34 protein-coding genes and 1 tRNA gene are annotated in these 17,263 nt (G+C 39.3%); 1 reads left to right on the top strand and 34 read right to left on the bottom strand.

Going from position 1 to position 17,263, the window contains the following annotated elements; all coding sequences use genetic code 11:
* Window positions 1-4 precede the first annotated feature (4 nt).
* The 27 genes from BkAM31D_RS02150 to BkAM31D_RS24780 all read right to left on the bottom strand — a co-directional run bounded on the left by BkAM31D_RS02150 (window position 5) and on the right by BkAM31D_RS24780 (window position 13,164).
* Window positions 5-1,285, bottom strand: a complete 1,281-nt coding sequence (locus BkAM31D_RS02150) for a PBSX family phage terminase large subunit (RefSeq protein WP_066158379.1) — start codon at window positions 1,283-1,285, stop codon at window positions 5-7.
* Window positions 1,282-2,118: a terminase small subunit gene (locus BkAM31D_RS02145; RefSeq protein WP_066158381.1), complete on the bottom strand. Its 837-nt coding sequence runs from the start codon at window positions 2,116-2,118 to the stop codon at window positions 1,282-1,284. The genes BkAM31D_RS02150 and BkAM31D_RS02145 overlap by 4 nt, the downstream gene beginning before the upstream one ends.
* Window positions 2,119-2,216: 98 nt before the next feature.
* The gene (locus BkAM31D_RS02140) at window positions 2,217-2,687 is read right to left on the bottom strand and encodes a hypothetical protein (RefSeq protein WP_066158383.1); all 471 of its coding nucleotides are present in this window, start codon (window positions 2,685-2,687) and stop codon (window positions 2,217-2,219) included.
* A gap of 131 nt (window positions 2,688-2,818) precedes the next feature.
* Window positions 2,819-3,013 (bottom strand): hypothetical protein, encoded by a 195-nt coding sequence (locus BkAM31D_RS02135; RefSeq protein ID WP_066158386.1) that lies wholly within the window; start codon window positions 3,011-3,013, stop codon window positions 2,819-2,821.
* Between the two features lie 619 nt (window positions 3,014-3,632).
* A tRNA-Thr gene (locus BkAM31D_RS02130) sits at window positions 3,633-3,703 on the bottom strand.
* Window positions 3,704-3,873: 170 nt separating this feature from the next.
* A complete protein-coding gene (locus BkAM31D_RS24115; RefSeq protein ID WP_235820535.1) occupies window positions 3,874-4,380 on the bottom strand; it encodes a DUF1653 domain-containing protein in 507 nt (168 codons plus the stop codon).
* A 55-nt stretch (window positions 4,381-4,435) separates the two neighbouring features.
* The gene (locus BkAM31D_RS02120; RefSeq protein WP_066158390.1) at window positions 4,436-4,885 is read right to left on the bottom strand and encodes a hypothetical protein; all 450 of its coding nucleotides are present in this window, start codon (window positions 4,883-4,885) and stop codon (window positions 4,436-4,438) included.
* A 183-nt stretch (window positions 4,886-5,068) separates the two neighbouring features.
* Window positions 5,069-5,218 (bottom strand): hypothetical protein, encoded by a 150-nt coding sequence (locus tag BkAM31D_RS23405; protein WP_157076889.1) that lies wholly within the window; start codon window positions 5,216-5,218, stop codon window positions 5,069-5,071.
* Between the two features lie 9 nt (window positions 5,219-5,227).
* Window positions 5,228-5,620, bottom strand: a complete 393-nt coding sequence (locus BkAM31D_RS02115; RefSeq protein WP_066158392.1) for a hypothetical protein — start codon at window positions 5,618-5,620, stop codon at window positions 5,228-5,230.
* Window positions 5,621-5,704: 84 nt separating this feature from the next.
* Window positions 5,705-6,139, bottom strand: a complete 435-nt coding sequence (locus tag BkAM31D_RS02110) for a DUF1064 domain-containing protein (RefSeq protein ID WP_066158394.1) — start codon at window positions 6,137-6,139, stop codon at window positions 5,705-5,707.
* A complete protein-coding gene (locus BkAM31D_RS23400) occupies window positions 6,120-6,266 on the bottom strand; it encodes a BH0509 family protein (protein WP_157076890.1) in 147 nt (48 codons plus the stop codon). The genes BkAM31D_RS02110 and BkAM31D_RS23400 overlap by 20 nt, the downstream gene beginning before the upstream one ends.
* A 1-nt stretch (window position 6,267) precedes the next feature.
* A complete protein-coding gene (locus BkAM31D_RS02105; protein ID WP_066158395.1) occupies window positions 6,268-6,777 on the bottom strand; it encodes a dUTP diphosphatase in 510 nt (169 codons plus the stop codon).
* Window positions 6,774-6,989: a hypothetical protein gene (locus BkAM31D_RS02100; RefSeq protein ID WP_066158397.1), complete on the bottom strand. Its 216-nt coding sequence runs from the start codon at window positions 6,987-6,989 to the stop codon at window positions 6,774-6,776. Before BkAM31D_RS02100 ends, BkAM31D_RS02105 begins: the two co-directional genes overlap by 4 nt.
* A 19-nt stretch (window positions 6,990-7,008) precedes the next feature.
* Window positions 7,009-7,428, bottom strand: coding sequence for a single-stranded DNA-binding protein (ssb, locus tag BkAM31D_RS02095; protein WP_066158398.1), 420 nt, complete (start codon window positions 7,426-7,428; stop codon window positions 7,009-7,011).
* Window positions 7,429-8,001 carry an HNH endonuclease signature motif containing protein gene (locus BkAM31D_RS02090; RefSeq protein WP_066158400.1) on the bottom strand — a complete coding sequence of 191 codons (573 nt, stop codon included), beginning with the start codon at window positions 7,999-8,001 and terminating at the stop codon, window positions 7,429-7,431.
* Window positions 8,002-8,181: a hypothetical protein gene (locus tag BkAM31D_RS02085; protein ID WP_066158402.1), complete on the bottom strand. Its 180-nt coding sequence runs from the start codon at window positions 8,179-8,181 to the stop codon at window positions 8,002-8,004.
* 115 nt (window positions 8,182-8,296) lie between these two features.
* Entirely contained in the window at window positions 8,297-8,533 is a 237-nt protein-coding gene (locus tag BkAM31D_RS02080) for a hypothetical protein (RefSeq protein ID WP_066158404.1), read from the bottom strand.
* Between the two features lie 37 nt (window positions 8,534-8,570).
* Window positions 8,571-8,720 (bottom strand): hypothetical protein, encoded by a 150-nt coding sequence (locus BkAM31D_RS23395; RefSeq protein WP_157076891.1) that lies wholly within the window; start codon window positions 8,718-8,720, stop codon window positions 8,571-8,573.
* Window positions 8,701-9,207 carry an HNH endonuclease gene (locus tag BkAM31D_RS02075; RefSeq protein ID WP_066158406.1) on the bottom strand — a complete coding sequence of 169 codons (507 nt, stop codon included), beginning with the start codon at window positions 9,205-9,207 and terminating at the stop codon, window positions 8,701-8,703. The genes BkAM31D_RS23395 and BkAM31D_RS02075 overlap by 20 nt, the downstream gene beginning before the upstream one ends.
* 102 nt (window positions 9,208-9,309) lie before the next feature.
* On the bottom strand, window positions 9,310-9,948 hold the full coding sequence (locus BkAM31D_RS02070) for a hypothetical protein (RefSeq protein WP_066158408.1): 639 nt from the start codon (window positions 9,946-9,948) through the stop codon (window positions 9,310-9,312).
* Window positions 9,945-10,199 (bottom strand): hypothetical protein, encoded by a 255-nt coding sequence (locus BkAM31D_RS02065; RefSeq protein ID WP_066158410.1) that lies wholly within the window; start codon window positions 10,197-10,199, stop codon window positions 9,945-9,947. Before BkAM31D_RS02065 ends, BkAM31D_RS02070 begins: the two co-directional genes overlap by 4 nt.
* Window positions 10,153-10,383, bottom strand: a complete 231-nt coding sequence (locus tag BkAM31D_RS02060; protein ID WP_066158412.1) for a hypothetical protein — start codon at window positions 10,381-10,383, stop codon at window positions 10,153-10,155. Before BkAM31D_RS02060 ends, BkAM31D_RS02065 begins: the two co-directional genes overlap by 47 nt.
* Window positions 10,384-10,393: 10 nt before the next feature.
* Window positions 10,394-11,215 (bottom strand): ATP-binding protein, encoded by an 822-nt coding sequence (locus BkAM31D_RS02055; protein WP_157076893.1) that lies wholly within the window; start codon window positions 11,213-11,215, stop codon window positions 10,394-10,396.
* Window positions 11,151-11,939 (bottom strand): phage replisome organizer N-terminal domain-containing protein, encoded by a 789-nt coding sequence (locus BkAM31D_RS02050; RefSeq protein ID WP_066158416.1) that lies wholly within the window; start codon window positions 11,937-11,939, stop codon window positions 11,151-11,153. The genes BkAM31D_RS02055 and BkAM31D_RS02050 overlap by 65 nt, the downstream gene beginning before the upstream one ends.
* Window positions 11,940-12,072: 133 nt before the next feature.
* Window positions 12,073-12,786, bottom strand: coding sequence for a phage antirepressor KilAC domain-containing protein (locus BkAM31D_RS02045; protein ID WP_066158418.1), 714 nt, complete (start codon window positions 12,784-12,786; stop codon window positions 12,073-12,075).
* Window positions 12,787-12,924 (bottom strand): hypothetical protein, encoded by a 138-nt coding sequence (locus BkAM31D_RS23390; RefSeq protein WP_157076894.1) that lies wholly within the window; start codon window positions 12,922-12,924, stop codon window positions 12,787-12,789.
* Window positions 12,925-12,939: 15 nt separating this feature from the next.
* Window positions 12,940-13,164 carry a helix-turn-helix domain-containing protein gene (locus BkAM31D_RS24780; RefSeq protein ID WP_218017044.1) on the bottom strand — a complete coding sequence of 75 codons (225 nt, stop codon included), beginning with the start codon at window positions 13,162-13,164 and terminating at the stop codon, window positions 12,940-12,942.
* Between the two features lie 208 nt (window positions 13,165-13,372).
* On the opposite strand from BkAM31D_RS24780, the gene BkAM31D_RS02035 reads away from it, so the two are divergent.
* Complete coding sequence (locus tag BkAM31D_RS02035; RefSeq protein ID WP_066158422.1) at window positions 13,373-13,606, top strand: helix-turn-helix domain-containing protein; 234 nt, start codon at window positions 13,373-13,375, stop codon at window positions 13,604-13,606.
* Between the two features lie 140 nt (window positions 13,607-13,746).
* On the opposite strand, the gene BkAM31D_RS02030 is transcribed toward BkAM31D_RS02035, so the two are convergent.
* The 7 genes from BkAM31D_RS02030 to BkAM31D_RS02000 all read right to left on the bottom strand — a co-directional run bounded on the left by BkAM31D_RS02030 (window position 13,747) and on the right by BkAM31D_RS02000 (window position 17,168).
* Complete coding sequence (locus BkAM31D_RS02030; RefSeq protein ID WP_066158423.1) at window positions 13,747-13,947, bottom strand: hypothetical protein; 201 nt, start codon at window positions 13,945-13,947, stop codon at window positions 13,747-13,749.
* 39 nt (window positions 13,948-13,986) lie between these two features.
* A complete protein-coding gene (locus BkAM31D_RS02025) occupies window positions 13,987-14,181 on the bottom strand; it encodes a hypothetical protein (protein ID WP_066158425.1) in 195 nt (64 codons plus the stop codon).
* 65 nt (window positions 14,182-14,246) lie between these two features.
* On the bottom strand, window positions 14,247-15,014 hold the full coding sequence (gene thyX, locus BkAM31D_RS02020; protein WP_066158427.1) for an FAD-dependent thymidylate synthase: 768 nt from the start codon (window positions 15,012-15,014) through the stop codon (window positions 14,247-14,249).
* The gene (locus BkAM31D_RS02015) at window positions 15,005-15,286 is read right to left on the bottom strand and encodes a hypothetical protein (protein WP_066158429.1); all 282 of its coding nucleotides are present in this window, start codon (window positions 15,284-15,286) and stop codon (window positions 15,005-15,007) included. The genes thyX and BkAM31D_RS02015 overlap by 10 nt, the downstream gene beginning before the upstream one ends.
* Before the next feature lie 293 nt (window positions 15,287-15,579).
* Window positions 15,580-15,777 carry a hypothetical protein gene (locus BkAM31D_RS02010; protein ID WP_066158430.1) on the bottom strand — a complete coding sequence of 66 codons (198 nt, stop codon included), beginning with the start codon at window positions 15,775-15,777 and terminating at the stop codon, window positions 15,580-15,582.
* Between the two features lie 37 nt (window positions 15,778-15,814).
* The gene (locus BkAM31D_RS02005; protein WP_066158432.1) at window positions 15,815-16,198 is read right to left on the bottom strand and encodes a hypothetical protein; all 384 of its coding nucleotides are present in this window, start codon (window positions 16,196-16,198) and stop codon (window positions 15,815-15,817) included.
* Window positions 16,199-16,454: 256 nt separating this feature from the next.
* On the bottom strand, window positions 16,455-17,168 hold the full coding sequence (locus BkAM31D_RS02000) for a Rad52/Rad22 family DNA repair protein (protein WP_066158434.1): 714 nt from the start codon (window positions 17,166-17,168) through the stop codon (window positions 16,455-16,457).
* Between the last annotated feature and the right edge of the window lie 95 nt (window positions 17,169-17,263).

Here is a 17,263-nt window from a genome sequence, read left to right as displayed (position 1 = left end):
CCTCTTACAGCACGTATTTTCTGTAATAATAGTTATTTGCGTATCTCGCTTCATCCAATGCGTGGTTATTAGCGTCTATCGGCTTGCCATTATCATCGCGACAATACATCCCTATCTCTTTGATAAAGTTGTAGTGATCATACTCTTCTGTTTCTAGCAGTAAGAATTGTTCGTTTGTGATAGCACTCTGCATCCGCTCAATTCCAACCTCAATTCCCTTTGATGATCCTTTGATATCCTTCGAGTTATTGTTAGCTGGACTCGTTACGACCCCCAACAGATGTAACTCTTCTCGTAAAGACTTACAGGCAGGATCGATAAACACTTCCGAGCGAACTATATCAAACTTCTCTTGGCACCATAAGATGAAAGTCTTGATTTCTTTAGCATAGGTACTCATTGCCTTTACTTGACCAGTATCAGAACCGCTATGGTAATAATGAGCAACCCTGTTCAATTTATAATCATATTGCCTTTGCTTCCCCTTGTGCCTTGTGACAATATTACAACTCACGCTAGTAGCATCGCTCTGACCACCATCACCAGAGAAGTACATTTCAATCTTCTTACCTTCAAGCTTCTGTTTGATATTGTCCTTCATGTCAAACATGCTATAGATAACTCCCGAAGGGATTACCCTTTGCCCTAGCCAATCTCGCTTGTAAAGGTACGGATTCTTTTTGAGTGTTTCGTGTATCTCCTGTTTACGCTCACCTGTAATGATCGGATTATCATCAATGGTCCAATGCACCCAACGAGTTTTCTGAACCTCAAATACTTCTTTAATCACCGGATGATTAGGAGAAGGAGGGTTAAGATCCGCTAGATGATATCGATCTTTAGCAGCAAAAGTACGACGGAAGCACTCTTGTATCATATCCATGTGGAGCAAGTCGATCTCACAAAAGGCTACAGATCCAAGCGACATACCAGTAATGGCTTTCTTGCTATCTGCTTTCCCTCCACCTTTGTAGTAGATCTTCCTTTGCCCATTGTGCGTATCAACTAGCAAATGATCTCCATTTTCGTCATGCTTGATCTTGGCCAGATCACCAAATATATGCATGAGTCCAAAACCATCACACTCCATAAAGAGCCGAAAGGCTTGCTCTTGGTTATAGGCGACGATAAGGTGATTCTCATCTCTCGTACCAGCAATGTAGTCCGCATAACGAAAAACACCCGCCGTCGTTTTACTTGAGCGGGGAGTACCTTCATTTACTTCTAATGTCACATCGTATGGAGCGGTGATAATCTGCTTTTGTTTAGGAGAAAATACAATCATTCGCTCTCACTCCTAAGATTAATAAGAGCTTCAAGCAAGGACGTATCTTTCTTTGACCCTTTAACAAGCTCGGCTTTGGCTTTGGTTAAGACCGTTTCGGCTAATAGCTTCTCTTCTTCTAACTTGCTCTTTTGCGTATCTGACAGCAGCTCTACATATTTCTCTAGCTTTTCAAGAGCTTTCATCTTATCAGCGAGCTTTATGGATACTCCGTCTTTCCCTTGCTTTACCTCAGTCACTATCGTTCCATCAACAGCATGAGAGTTCTTGAACTCCACATAGTTAACTTCAACCATGATCGGTTCGCCATTCTCACCCTTATCAACTTCAACTTCTTTCCTTCCGAATGTGAGGAAGTCGGTTATATCAGCGAAAGCAATATCCATGTACTTCTGCAATATCACTTGAGCATCTAAAAAAACGCCTGATTGCTGTTCAGCTTTCAGGCGTTGTATTTCCGTTCTTACGCCTTCATTTGCCATCATACGATGAGCATTCGAATGAGCAGATTTATAATCGCAATCATAAGCTTTCTGATAAGCCTTAATCGCATTGTAATACTTTAGATAATAAAGGCAGAACATTTTTTGATTGTCATTAAGATCATCATTCTCTATAACTGGAACTGGAACGTTTTTCTGTTTAGTAACGTTACTTTTCGAATTAGTAACGTTCCCTTTTGCTGGTTCCCATTTATCTTGACTCTTCCACTTACGCACCTGAGTGTCAGATACACCTAATTCAGCAGCAATATCCTTAAGCTTCTTTTCACCCTTACTCTTCTTCCATATCTCAAATGCTTCATCTCTTCTAGGATCACGTTGTCTAGCCATCTACATCACCACTCATCTCCTAACTATTCGGATAGGTTGATTCTTTAACACACAAAAAGAGAGATACCTCATAAGGCACCCCTCTTTTCAAGCGTTAGTCACTTTCCGTCCAACTCTAATCCATATTTTAACGTTGGAGGTAATTCCCCATCTAAGTATTCTTCGGATATGCTTCCAATCAATACACCTATTGCATAATTCTTATCTTCCAGGTCATCGTAATTGCCATCTAACACTTCTCGCATTGTGTTTTTGACACCGTTGGCTAAATCAATTATTTCGGATGCGACAGTGACATCCCCGCCGTACTCTTCTTCTATTTCTGCGATTACAGTGTCACACGCCCTTAACCCTGCTTGCAATGCGCTCTTTTGTTCAAAACTGCCATTCTCTTCATTTACTCCTTCGATGTATCGATAAGTGATCTGCTCAAGATAATTTAACGCTTCAGTATCAGTCATTTCGGTTTTCTTCTCTGCAACATCTTCACTCACTACTTCTTCGGCATCCGCTCCGCATGCCCCCAATACCCATATACAAGATAATAAAAGTAATAATACCTTCTTCATTCTCCTCACCCCCTTGTTACTTTTGTTTGTGGTTAATTATACCACTTTCTAAGGAATTATAGGTTCAACACACTAAAAAAGACCACCCATATACTGAGTAGCCTTCGTTAATGTATCTCAAATCACTCCCCTTAATCCTCTATCACTTCAATTGAGGATAAGTGAGTTGGATTAAAATAAACGTCTCTTTTAGTTGGGTATCTCAATAAACCGTTCTTCAAAACCCCTAAGTCAGTTCTCAAATTAGATAAAAACTCTTCTACACTAGAATTATCATCAACAATCTCATATTCCTTACCACTATCCATAACAAGCAATATTCTCATGATCTCCCCTCCTTTCACCCTACAATTCGACAAAAGGAGACAATAGTCCTTCTAGTTATCCAATAAATGTGTAATCCCTTAATCTTAACGGCTTCTCGACAACGGCATCACAGAACATCCCACCAAATATAATTAACCACACTGATAAAATTACCTTCATTGCCGTTATCCTCCTTTTATTCACTCTCTACAGCACAGAGGGAATCCCCCTCACCACTATAGGCAATGTGCTGTAGGCAATAAATAAAAAAGCCGGTGCACGCATTACGTGTCCAGCTGTCTCCTTGCACAACTTGGTGCATGAGCTAAAATAAAACGCCCCCTCTCTGCTTGAGTACCCAATGTGGCACATTGAGACCGACCGAGATAACCCCGATCCGACAGAGAGCAAGCGTTCATTTGTTCTTTTCTCTATAACCTAGGATGCAACCTCGATATTTTAACGAGATTGGAAGAGATTAGAACTCGAAGGAATTAATACGGCAACCTTCTCCACCGTTTATCGGGCAAGGATTTGCACCTTGCATAGAGTATATTTATTGCATTTATAGAGGGCAGTATGCAACTACGACACTCCTATACCTCTGTTAGCGTCTACCTATTCCGCCACCGATAACGAAGCCTCCAACAGGAATCGAACCCGCATCCACTGAATACAAATCAGCTATCTTACCGTTAGACGATAGAGGCATGAAAAAGGCAACTCCCGCTCGTTAGGAGTCGCCTTCTTTAGACAATCAACTACATGCAATCTTGTCGAAGATAACCATGCGTTTTTTTGGAATTTCTTCCATACTATAAGTATATCAGGATTTTACAACATTTCAGTATACCCATAGTATACAAATTGACCGAACTATTCAGTAACCTATTTTATTAAAACTACTTTTAGCTAGACTTTTTGTTATTTCTTTCAAGACATCACTAGGAGCTAAATCGGGTTGTTTAATCTCAATGTTTATATTCTGTTGTATGTTATTTCTGCCGTTCCAATAAACATACTCTCTTGCCTCTTCAAACAACCTACCTTTAGGTACAAAATTAAAGCCGTATTTTTCAAAGAAAGCATCATTACTGGTCTGAAACCATTCAACCGCTAAATCCCATTCATAATACCCTTTGTACTTCCCAAACTTCATACGTAAGCTTTCTGAAACCTCTTTAGGAACTTCATTCCCAAGAGGCCTGAAACGTTCAACTTCTTGCCCCTCTGGATATACGATTAGTTCATTGAACATCGAACTAGGTCTTGCCCACATTTGACCGTCTGAACCTTGATAAATAACCATTTCTTCTTGTGTTTCAGAATGTTTAGCTATACCGATATGTTTATAAATACCGCCTTTATAATGCTTGTAATATCTCATATCTTTCACCCTTTCTTTTCTTCGTAGTATCCTTCCGATGCGACTCATCATCAGCTTAACACTCTACCGCAGTCCGCTTCTTCTCTAACTTCGCGCTAATCTTTTTGATGTGTATCTCGCTAAAACTGAGCTCTTTCGCTATTACAGCCAAGCTTTTATTCTCGATCCACTTCTTGCGCGCCACCTGATACTCAATCCCTTCAAGTTGCTCTATGTGTTCTTTGATCTCGTCCCTTAACCGATATTTCAGCGCTAGTTCTTGCTCGATTTCTCGATATTTCTCCTTTACCTGTTCAACTTTCCCTATCGCATCATAAAAAGGAATTTGTACAAGCCCGCCAGTTACCCTCTCAGCGCCATAATCCACCGCTCTGACGCCTTTAGGTTTTACCATGAGAGACTTGTTATAGATGTTTTGATATTCGCGCTCAACGCCTCTTTTCTGTATCTCTAAGATTTCTATCTCTGTTAACAAATCCTTATAGAGTAACATGGCTTTTGACATGGTTTAATTCCCCCTCATTTGCATTGCTATATACTGTAGTTCTTGCGGTATTTTGTTTGGCTTGTTACAGCTGCTACAATAAACATGTGACGCTATCCAGAAATATTCTCTCATGATGTGCCCAGGTATAGTTTTCGGCATTCCACAATAATCACAAAACATGAGATAGTCCATTTTGGCCTCCTAGAAATAAATTGTTATAAGCATAGCTACTACGGCGGCTAATAAGATAGCGACAATCTGCTTCCTATGCCCCTCTTTCTTTTCTGCAATGGCTCCCAATCCACATATTAGGGTCAGGATAAGTAAAATAATTTGAAATGCTATTAACATGTATTCCTCCTAGAAGTTCTGTCCGGATCCGTCCGCGATTCCTACTTTCACCTTATATTTCAGAGCATTAATCTCTTCTTTTGTGCTATCAAATGCGTTATTCCACCGTTTCATATCCTCATACGCTTCCGCTTCCTTCTCTCTGATCTCCACTATCGCTAGTTCAGCCATTGCCGCTTTATTCTTAGTGGCCCGTATGTAAGCTTCAGCGTGCATTTGCTTTCGTCTTGCGTAGATCCTTTTATAATCACCAGATAAAGAAGCAGAGATCTTACCAACTAGCACTAAGCGTTTAGAGAGTAAAAGAATAAGAGATTGTAAGTCCGAATTATCTGTATACTCGATCTCTTTTTGAATGATTTGCAACTCTTTTACATATTCGGTTAACTGTTGCTCAGTCATTTCCTCACCTCACTAACATAACTGTTAAAAATCCCACTAGAATAAAGAACGACACTACTTGTCCTTTTTCAATCCAATTCATTCCTAACCTCTTTTCCATCCTGTTCTCGTTTTCTTCCAAACGATCAACTCTTGACCAGTTTTATATTCAAACATCTTTTTAACGTAAGGGAATTTCGCATCAGTGAATCCCCCTTTTACATCGATCACTTCTTGACGGCCATCTTTATAGATCACAAGGAAGTCCGCTTTGTATGTCCAAGGTCTACGCTTACTCTCTCCTGCGCCTTTACAGGAGCGACACTGTACCTCGTTAGCGGTCTTCCTAGACTTTACCTTTCCTGTTCCGTTACATTTGCCACACGGCACAGCAAACGCCCCTATGAGAGTGTATTGAGGTTGCAGGATGATGTCTTGCACGTTTGGATCTGAGCGAAGGGAGAGGTAAAACTCCCCTTCCGCCACCGAATCGAATGTGTGACCATAATAATTAACCTTCTTACTTCTGATTCGTGCCATTTGCTTCTTCCTTTTCCATTACGTCGTTATAGATCTTTTCTATTTCTTCATCCGTCTTCTGCATAAGAGCTTCTTCTGACCATCTCGACCGACCTACTATGACAAAGATCATAAAGCTTTTGTTCATACTAATACCCGCTTTCTTGCCTTGCGTGATTCACCTTGTTTTTATCTAAATAACCTCGTTCGATCTGCTCCCATGTGAAGCCAAGCATTTCTCCAAGACCTAAGAAAACCTCTAAAAATACGGTGTATTCCTCATCTAAATATGAAGAAGATTCTTCACGTAATACCTCTAACTGTATAGCAGCTAATATAATCATTTTGAATTGTTCTGTTACATTCCTTTTTTTCTCAATTGCCATATTGGAGTAAGAGGGCAACATCATGATTTCTTCTGAATCTAACAATTCAATACCTTTTTCTAAAGCGAAATGTAACCCGTCTACATACTCTTCAAGAAGAGTTTCTTTAGGTTCTGTATTTCGACTCCAATACTTGAACCCACGCCAATCATTAGCACATTCACCCATTTCAACAATGAAAGCCAACGTCAATTTCTCGTACTTGTCAATTCCTTCATAATCGATTTTCTCTTTTAATTCTCTCTGTTTCTCGAATAAGCGCTGAAGATTCATTCTTTCACCTCTAATTGTTTACATTTTCCGATAACCTGCACATAGTGCCCTTTTAACTCAATTCCGATAATCGCTGTTACTTTATGAGGGACACCATCAACATAGATAGCGTCGCCTTTCTTAACGCTCTTTTCCTTAATCCCTACTGGAAGCTGCTTCATGAAAGGAATACTCTTAGGTACCTTATCCCCTCTAACATACGAATGAGCCATAATAACCTCCTAAATTCGTTTATCCAAACGGCAAGTCATCATCTGAGATATCTATCGGTTGTCCATCATTAGCGAATGGATCTGGGTAATTATTTTGCTGCTGATTCGATTGCTGCTGTTGACCTCCACCATTTCCACGAGACTCTAAGAACTGCACACTTTCTGCTACAACTTCTGTAATAAAAACTCTGCGTCCTTCGTTATTGTCATAACTCCTTGTTTGAATCCGTCCGTCTACCCCTGCTAAGCTACCTTTTTTCAAGTAGTTTGCTACATTTTCAGCAGTCTTTTTGAAGCAAACTACATTAATAAAATCCGCTTTTTCTTTATCAAAAGGGCGATTAACAGCAACCGTAAAGTTACACACGGCAACCCCCTGCCCGGAATATCTAAGTTCTGGATCTCTAGTAAGACGACCGACAATAATTGATCTATTCACTTAATTTACCACCTCGACATGTGTCCATATTTTTTTATGTTTTATTTCGGATATCACGCTATTATGAACTTTATATAAACTAGCGATATAAACATTAGTGCATCCCTTTTTTAATAACCTTTTAATATTTATAACGTCTGTTTCTTTCAACTTACTCGCAGATTTTTTAGAACCCTTAACGTGCCTATTTCTCAACATCATGTCACGAACATTATCTTTTTGAGTTCCTATTTCTAAATGTTCAGGATTAACGCAAGATGGATTGTCACATTTGTGCCTAACAACCAAACCCTCAGGTATTTCTCCAAAACATTGTTCATAAACGTGGCGGTGTACCTTTTTAGTAATTCCTCTTATCCTAATTTCCGAATAACCACCAGAGTTCAATTTATGAGAGGTTAAGACAAAACAACCTTCCACTTCTTTGAATTTGATTTTCTTAGGTCTATTACCACCATTCAATCCCGGAAAAAGTGGATCGTTATACCTTTTTAGTCGCGTGTAATGCATTGAACAATAACCAAGACCGACAACATCCTTATAACAACCATCAACTCGGCATTGTTTTCCCATCTACATCACTCGTCCTTTAATTATGCTCAATGCCTCAGCCTCACTTGCAGCTACCGCATCATATCCATCCGCTAACACCTTTACAAACTTTCCTCCATTGCCATCTTCATAAATCCTCGCTACGATCCAGTTGCCTTTATAGACATCCGTATATTGAGGACAATGTTTGATATGGATCATCTATCTCACACCCCTTGTCTTATTAAATTTGACATGTTACTGTATAGTTGGATTCTTATACACCTTTTATAAATGGTCTTAAAAGGGTATAAGTCAGTTTTTACGAACTGTTCAGTTACTTATTTCTTTCATAATCGGCTCTCCAAAGAGCTTCATTAGCAATCTTACTTGCAGGAGGTTCGTGTTTTGCTCCGATTTCCATTAATGCTTTTTTATATATTTCAACACGTTCAGCCTGCTCTATAAGCCAATTTATCTGCTCCTCTATCCGCTGACCATCAAATACAGTTTCCCTTTTGAGATATTCCAACACCCAACTATAATCACTCTTTTTAACTTCTTCTAAATTCACTTTGTCTCACTCCTTAATGCACAGTTTCCTTCGACTATCACTTAAACCGATACCCCTCACCGTCAGGTACCAGCGCCGTCCGTTTTCCTCTCAACTCTTTCTTAACTTGCTCTTTCTTCATTCCTGGCTCATATACCACAACAATTACTAGTCCTGCATCTGTAGATTCAACGACCCAGCGAGTCACAAGCTTTCACCTCTTCCCAATCCATGAAACTATCGAATGCCTGGTCTGTACAATTTGGAATTAACCCCGCTTTCCAGAGGTCATATTTATCAGCTGCAAAGAATGGTCCATATAACATTTCATGCTTCTCTCTCCACATATCCGCGTACCAACCAGAGTAAGTCTCCCGCAATTCCTTATTCGGAAATTTCTCGTGACAGAAGTCATGATGCAGTTTACAGAGAGGCACGAGATTTCTCCATCCTTTTCGCCCTGAATCGCTTCTGAATACAATGTGATGCATTTCTAAACCTACAGATATTCCGCATTCCGCACATTGGTATTCGTATTTTTCCATCGCTTTGTCGTAATTCTTTTTATCGATCTGCCCTCGTGCTTTTCTAGAAGGCACCTTAACACCCTTGTATAGTTCAACCTTCTTTTTCTTCCGATTCGGCTTCCTTGTCACTTTAGGTACTGCTCTAACAGGTTGCTGGTCCAATCTCACAAGATCACCCCTCGATATTGGTTACCTCTTCCTTTAACTCTTCTCGAATCACTTCTTTTTGCCATTCCAACCAATCCGCTGTAGTCATTTCAGAAGTTTGTTTCATTGATAGACCACCTTAACTAGTTGTTTAAGAGCGTCACGTTCAGCAATTACTTGTTTCATATCATCAGTTAAATAGTTTTCGATATCAAAAGGGGGCTGCTGTGATTTAGCTATTTTCTCAAGCAACTTTCTTCGCTCCTGGTCCAGCTCCTCATACTCAATGGCAGCTTCTACAATTTGTTCTTTTTGCTCTTTTAGTAACCTTATAGCCACTTCCACTGCACTCTCTCCGGTCGTCGGATCACCCTTTCCTATTTCATCGCTGTATTTTTTGGAGATGAAATTCTCTAAACGTTGAACCTCATAATAACAAGTCTGTAACGCCTTTCTTTCTTCGGTTTCACAACCCACTTCTCCGTGTTCTTTCTTGTTTGTCTCTTCTAACTTCTTTTGTAAAACCTCTACTTTTGCTTCCAGCTCCTTATACTTTGCATAACCAATCACCTTTGGTTGCTTTGCCATATCCCCATCTCCTCTTTTCTTTACCGGCTTTTTCACTTCAGCTTGTCGATATTTTTCTAACTCCTCTTCAGACAACTTGTATTCCTTTACGCTGTTATCGAATTCAGCTACCTTATTACCAAACCTCATGTCTTTGCTAGAGCGAAAACTATTTAACGTTGGTCTGTTACTCACGAAAATACGCCTCCTTCCCTCGGCTTGATCTTGTCTTTTCTCGCCTGATCCAAGACCACAACGACAATTTCATCTATGTCTTTACGTTTAAAATACTTGGCAATTTGTTCAATGCTTCGTCCTGCTGCCCACATATGCCGAAACGCTTCCAATTCATCTTCATCCCATATCCAATCAATGTCATCTAAAGGGATGTAGATGTTTCTACGCTCCCCTAGATTTACTTGATGACCAACGTTGATCTTGCCCATGTAAACCCGCCTCTCTGAAAAGGCTCTCCGTTTCCGCTTGTGCTTTACCTACTTCACGACCAGCTTGCCAGCTTTGATTCATAAGCAAGGTTAATTCTTCCGTTGTCATTTGTCCTGCTTCAAATTTAGCGATACACTCTTCCCTTATTGATGCTTGCTTGGTATATAACTCTGTTAGATTCATATCCACACTCCTAATCTTTAAATCTTCTTAATCTATAATCTTCACCAATCAATTTAATAGGATGAACATCTTCCATTAGCCGACTAAAGTTTCTTGGCCCCAGGTGCTTTTTCATCTGATTATCATCTAAGTTAGTAGTGAATATTGTGTGCTTCCCGATCCGCGCGTCTATGATTTCAAATAGCTTAGATGTTGACCAAGATACTTCCCCTTCTCTTGTCAATTTCGTTTGTTCCGCACCGATATCATCCAAAACTAAGCAATCAACCTTTTCTAACGCTTCAAGTAACTCTAATTCAGACGTTTCTGAACCCCTGTCGTATGAACCTTTAATTTTTGTTAAAAGCTTGGGGACGCTAATAAAGATGCATGTATAACCTTTCTTTGCAATCTCTTTTGCTGTTGCATAGGCTAGATGACTTTTTCCCAGTCCATACTCACCCTTAAGAATGAGTGGAACCGGATTATCTTTCGAAAAATTCTCAGCATAGCGGATCATTGCTCGCTTGGCTTTTTCAAGAACAGGATTCAAAGGTTCATAGCTTTCAAATGTCACTTTCTTTAATCTCTCATTGACTAAACTCTCTTGATTAAAGACCGCCATTGTTTTATCCGTTTCTTTTCTGTGCCATGCCTGAATACTTGCATCTTCTAACTTCCTATTTTCTTCTGCGAATACGTCACAAGCAGGACACGTTTTCTTGCCATCTATGATGAATAAGAATCTGTTGCAAGCTTGTCCATTCTGAATACCTTGGCAACGTTCACTAGAAATTTTGGGGAAGTTCCTTGTCGAAGTTGTATCCGTCATAATTAGGCTCAACGCTTGCACTTGGTACACCCTCCTTTTGATTTAAATATCCTTCAAACTTAGTACCGAATAAAGTCTCCGGGCGAAGATAGTTGTTCATTTCAGGATTGTTTAGCCACTCTTTACACTTGATATCAATAACTCTCTTGAAGTCATTTAGTGTAAAACCTTCATTCCATCTAGCTTTTATCAGGTCTTTCGTTTTCTTAGTGGAATAACGATAATTTTTAGAAGCTGTATCGTTGAGATAGTTTACTATCTCGACAAAAGGTATATCTTTATTCTCTTTCTTATTCTTATCTAAATCTTCTTCTATGTCGGTTACATCACCGTTACCTGTAACGTTACATCCTAATTCCTTTTTCTTTTTCCTATGTTCAGCAACTCTTTTTCTGTTCTGTTCTCGGATTTTATCAAGCCCAGTAACGGATTGGTGCTTATCCCAGTTAGCAATTGAAATGAAATTATCGTCAGAAACTTCAATCATTCCAAACTGCTGAAAGGTAGAAATTGCCAATCGCACTATAGGTAATGAACGATTAAAGATCGTAGAAAGCATCTCTTCTGTGTAAGGAATTGTCTCACTTAGGTAAATATATCCAGAAGCGTTTGTCTTTCCTGCTTGCGCTAAAAGCTTCACCCATATGATTAAGATTGTGTCGGCTTCTGGCATTTGTTCGATCAACCGGATTTTTTCATCATCAAACATCTGAGTAGATAGCTTGATCCACTTTACTTCTGCCATGCTATACACTCCTTCGTGCTGAAATTTCGTATAATCCGCATTTTCCTGTACTCAAAATAGACAAAATGGTATATAATAAGTACAGGAAGTCTTTGCAACGGATTATTTTTACTGAAGTCTAATGTTCCCAGCATTAGGCTTCTTTTCGTGTGTCTAAAAACTTGTTTATAAAATAAATCTGACCTTTTCCAGTGATTTTTGGAGTTCTCGTCTTCTTCATTTCTCCATCCGATCCAGTACGCAAACCGTGCTTAATGGCAATGATTTCGAGATCTAATGATTTCTGAGTTGGCATATTGCGCATTTCGCCTTTCTTTTTGCATAAATAGCCATTTTCTCTTAACCACTCGAATAAGCGCTTCTCACCAATGTCGATTCCTTTTTGCTTTAATGTCGCAGCTAAATCTTTCACTAACACTGTATCCTTCGAAACGGTGACAGCTTCCGCATAAAGAACCTTGGGACGTTGCTTTTCAATCTCTAGCTTCATCTCAAGAACTTTCTGATCAGCATATTGCAATGCTCGTTTCATAACCATTTCAGGGCTATTCCACATTTTTTCTAACTGCAAGAAATATTGTCTGGCTTGCTTCCCTTTTTCAGTTCGCTGGATCATCGCAATCTCTTTCGCCATATCAAGTTTTATATGGTGATCGCGTTTTGGTCTTCCTCCTGTACTTTCGCTCAAAAATGAGCTAAAGTCTAAACCCTCTTCAAACCCATAAGTTACCATTCGAGGAAACCAATCTTTATAATCGGTTTTGACTTCTAGAAACTCATGCAATTCACGACCACTAATTATGATTTCACCATCATCATTGTGGTTAGTGGTAATTAATTCATTCATCTACTTACCTCCTACTTGTAATTGAATTGTTCCTTTCTCCCAGTTACTAATTACAGCAACAGGAGAACTGCTCTCTTTCTGGAACTCTCGCAAGAATTTAACGAGAGCAGCTTCTAGTTGTCGTGTTGCTTGATCCATTCCCTCCCCTCCATCCTAAGAACATTTTCTTTTTTTTGGGAAACCATCGTTTGTCCCATCATCTCCTTCATACAAGAAGAGAAGGTCTTTAAGAGTACATCCGAAAAACTCACAAAGTTTCGTGATAAGAATTGGGTCAATTTTGTTCTGGTTGTAATTGTTGAATTGAACTATCTTTGCGTAATCGTAGTTGATCAATTCACTCAATTGTTTCAGAGATTTGACTCGCTTCTTAGCCATCAGTACTCGAAGGTTGTGTCTGAGCTTCATAACTTCACCTCACTTTCCTACCTTCATTTATAATTTTACTACAAAGGTAGTTAACTAACAACCGAATTAACATAGGTATAAAGACTCATTTTTACTACAAAAGTTATAAAATACTGTATAATAATTATAAAATTTAATATAATGATTACCATAAGATATCATTCGGAGGGAAAGAACCATGATTATGAAAAATCGCTTAAAAATATTAATGGCAGAAAGAGGAATCAACAGCGTTTCCGAGTTGCATCGTATGATCCAAGAACAAGGACATACAATGAGCCGTCGTACACTTGATAAGTTTGCTCGTAACGAGAATAACCAAGTTCATTACGATACTTTAATCACTTTGTGCCAGGTACTTAATTGCCAAATCCATGAGCTATTAATCATCCAAGAGGAATCTAATGATTAACCAACAGCTACAAAGACAACCAGATACTACTTATTTAGGGGGATCTCGACACAATAGTGGGTGCCTCCTTTTTGTTGGTAAATATTACCGAAAATATGTTCGCTTTTGTGGTAAAAAGAGAAGGAGAGCGAACTCTCCATTTATGCCATGTAATAACCTTGCTTTTGATATTTCTCCCATTCTTCTGTATTGAAGATGTGATCACCGGTTATCTCTACACCGTAACAAGTGGTCTTCATATTAACCTTCACGAATTTTCGTTCAGGAAATTCACTGGTCCAATCTGATTCATATGGCTCCACGCTAAAAACCTCTAGAATATATTGCTCTAATAGATTCATTTTTTCCTCCCTGACTTTTGTTAGGAGAGGCTTAGTCTCCTACATATATGCCAATTCACCCTTTAGCCCTTTAAGATATTTCTCTATCCCTTTGACAGATAAATAATCGATATCACCTTCGCAACAAGGGCAGTAACCTTCTACTTCATATTTCGCCTGAGCCCCTAATAAAGAAAACTTAAAGTCGCAATCTCGACAAACAAAAAACGTACGATAATAAATGCTGTAATTCAATCGGATTACCTCCTAATTAATATTTGCTTATACAGATACATCCGCTTTAATAGCTGGATGAGATACTAATTAAAGAATGATTCTGTCCAAGGCTCTACCTTAATAACCTCATCTTTTAAAGCTACAGCAAGTTGAGCGATTTTGCCCTGCGCTCCATTACCTGGCTTTCTTTTAGAGTAAAAGTCCAACAACGCTCTTAGGTTAGCTGTCATTACTAGATTAGTAGTAGCTGCATTAGGTAGGACCGCACGAGCATCTTCGGCAGGAACGCCAGCGCTACGCAATTTATCATAAGCGTTTTGAGCATCTCTCATAGCTTGGTCGAAAACATCGTTCGCGGTATAATCTTTCCATCCGTTATCAGTCATATATTGGTATTTAGGAACAATACTTTCTCCGATCGTGGCAGGCTTAACATTATCGAAACCTCCGCTCCGATCGCCGCTCCCGAGTTTTACATAGCGCTGAGATTGCGCAGAGTAGGAGAAACCCACTCTATGACGAGTCAATTGCGCCAACAAGGCTCTGGATACGTCCTCAACAGCGAATGTAAAAGTTAAATGCTCCAACGTACTTAAATGCTTACTGTGAACGATCTGACGAATCAGGCGATCGGCTTCCGTCCCCTTTTCGCCGTCGGTTGCTTTTTCACCAAAATACTTATGACCTTCTTTCGTCACTATCTCACTCGGCTTGTTAGCTGAATAGCACGTCCGAATAGCTGTTAAAGCGATTTGTTGCCCCTCTTGACCCAAATAGAGCGATATTCTATCGAATAGATAATCCCGGAAACTTTTACTTAATTGAGTGTGCGCTATCATTATTACTTGCATGTACACTTCTCCTCTCTCATTTGAGCTAATAAAATCCCCCGCTGCTCGTTAGCTCTTAGACCGGCATTCTCTCTGCGCAATCTCATATTCTCTTTAACTAAATATTGCGATGCGTCTATTACTTCAGCTAACGCTTCTTCTGACCAGTTATATTGATCGTCTGAGGCATCATCTATCGTCACTCCGTATTCTCGTAGTCCTTTTTCTGATTGAGCTTGTAGTTGTTTAGCTATTCTATTAAGTATTTCTCGGCTTACTTTTGTGATTGGCATGCCCATTCTCCTTAGCTATGATTTTTTCCTTAGTAGTTTCGATACACTTAGGACAAAAATGAAATTCTTCGCTCAATTCAGTAGCACACTGTTCGCACATTCTTCTGTCGCAGGTTTGAGGAGTTCTTTTAAAGTCGATGCTCGTCCATATATGACCAGTGATGAAATCGAATAACAACGCCCCTTCTCGCTTTCGGCAGAATACACATCGCTCTCCATAATTGACTATCTCCATGTCCATCTCCCTTTCACAGACAGAGGTTTTAGCCCTCTGTCGGTTTATATTCGAAGCATTATAAAATTGCCCATTTACTATCTATCGTTAGATCACTAATCACAAAATACTGATTTTCTAAGCACGAACCATCTCTCTTAACCCATATAAACCCATAGGATTTTCGAGTTACATAAGTTCCGTATATGTTATTTCTGGCAATTTGACCAATTTGTAACGTGTCGATCATCTGACCAATTGTTAGGTTGTAATTCATTTCCTCACCTTCAATCTACTGTTTCGTTTGCAACGTACTATGCAACATTAGATTTTTCAGAAACGTAATCACACCATTTGCAAAACGCTTTTAAAATAGGTGCTACATTCTTATCATCTAACTCTCCACCGAAACCAATAAAACCAGTTGAACTAAAGGTTATTGCTTCTCGTCTTTTGAAATAGCTACCATCTACTTGTATTCGTGCATATTGTAGACCGTCTTTTAATACCTTTACATCTTTCTTTCTCAATTTGCTTGCTTTCATATCCATTCCTTTTGCGTGTTCCCCACCAAATTTAAGATAAGATTGTAATTCTTCGCTTACCATCTGAACTAATTTATCAATATCATCTAAAGCGACCATTGAATAATCTAAATCGCACCTTTGAAAATATTCTCTAGCCTTTTCTCTATTCAAGTTTTTCACCCTTTCACTTGTTACGCAGTATCCTTCAAAAACTCAGTACCGCGTATATTCGATATAAATTACAGATAGCAAAAGCAATCCGGTCAATGAGGTGAATAGAATATAGATAAACCATTGAGATTTTGTTAGGTGAATGTGATATACCATCTTTTTTTGCTCTTTAGCACTTAATTGTTTCTGTGGTATACTCATATACATCATCTCCTTAGATGGTTAAGGGGCGGCGGATCCGCTAAGATGACGCCCCTTATGATTGTTCAGCCTTTTGCTGAGCCTGTTTGAACCATTTCTCCAAAGTTTTTAATGCTGCTTCCGCCTGTTTGTATGTTACTTGCTCTAGTGGAGGCATATTTAAAGCCTGGTAAATGTTATTAACATCTGTATTTCTCATTGCTGATAACTCGATGATTGTTCCCTTAATATTTTCTTTTTGTTGATCAGTGGCCATTGTAGGTTCCTCTTCAATTGGTGGTGAGATCAATTCACTTTGGCTCGCATCTTCTTGATTCCCCTTAGGTAGCGCCCATGCTGGCAATGCCGGATTTTTCTTTAACGCATATGACTTACCAATAGGTTTAAGCTCGCACCACATTTGAGGGATTTTATATAGATAACGCCCTATGCCCCACTGGTAAGCAGCACGTTTCATACTATCAGATAATCCACCTTTAACTGCTTCCTGATTAGAATCACTCGCACCATCCCATTTGGTGATCCATTCTCCTTCATGCTTAATTGATATTCCGCACAATTGCGAACTACCTTTCCACTCCTTGTACTCATTCTTCCAACCGAACGGACCAAAGATGTCATCTAAACGGTTTTGAATAGCTCTATTTGTTACATAAGCAAGAGCCAACCCTTTCGTTTTATCCTTTGTAGTACTGCCAACTCTCCATTCAATATCCGAGTATGGAAATGGTTCTTGTAATCGTTTCATGATTTGACTTTGGTCACTCATCGTAAATCAACCTCCATTCTTCTTCCGCTGTTAAAGGCCTGTAACCACCTACATACTTTTCATCTTCAACATAAGGTTTACCGTTAATGACAATA

The organism is Halalkalibacter krulwichiae (assembly GCF_002109385.1).
GTDB lineage: Bacteria > Bacillota > Bacilli > Bacillales > Bacillaceae_D > Halalkalibacter > Halalkalibacter krulwichiae.
This window is presented reverse-complemented; position numbering and strand designations above follow the sequence as displayed.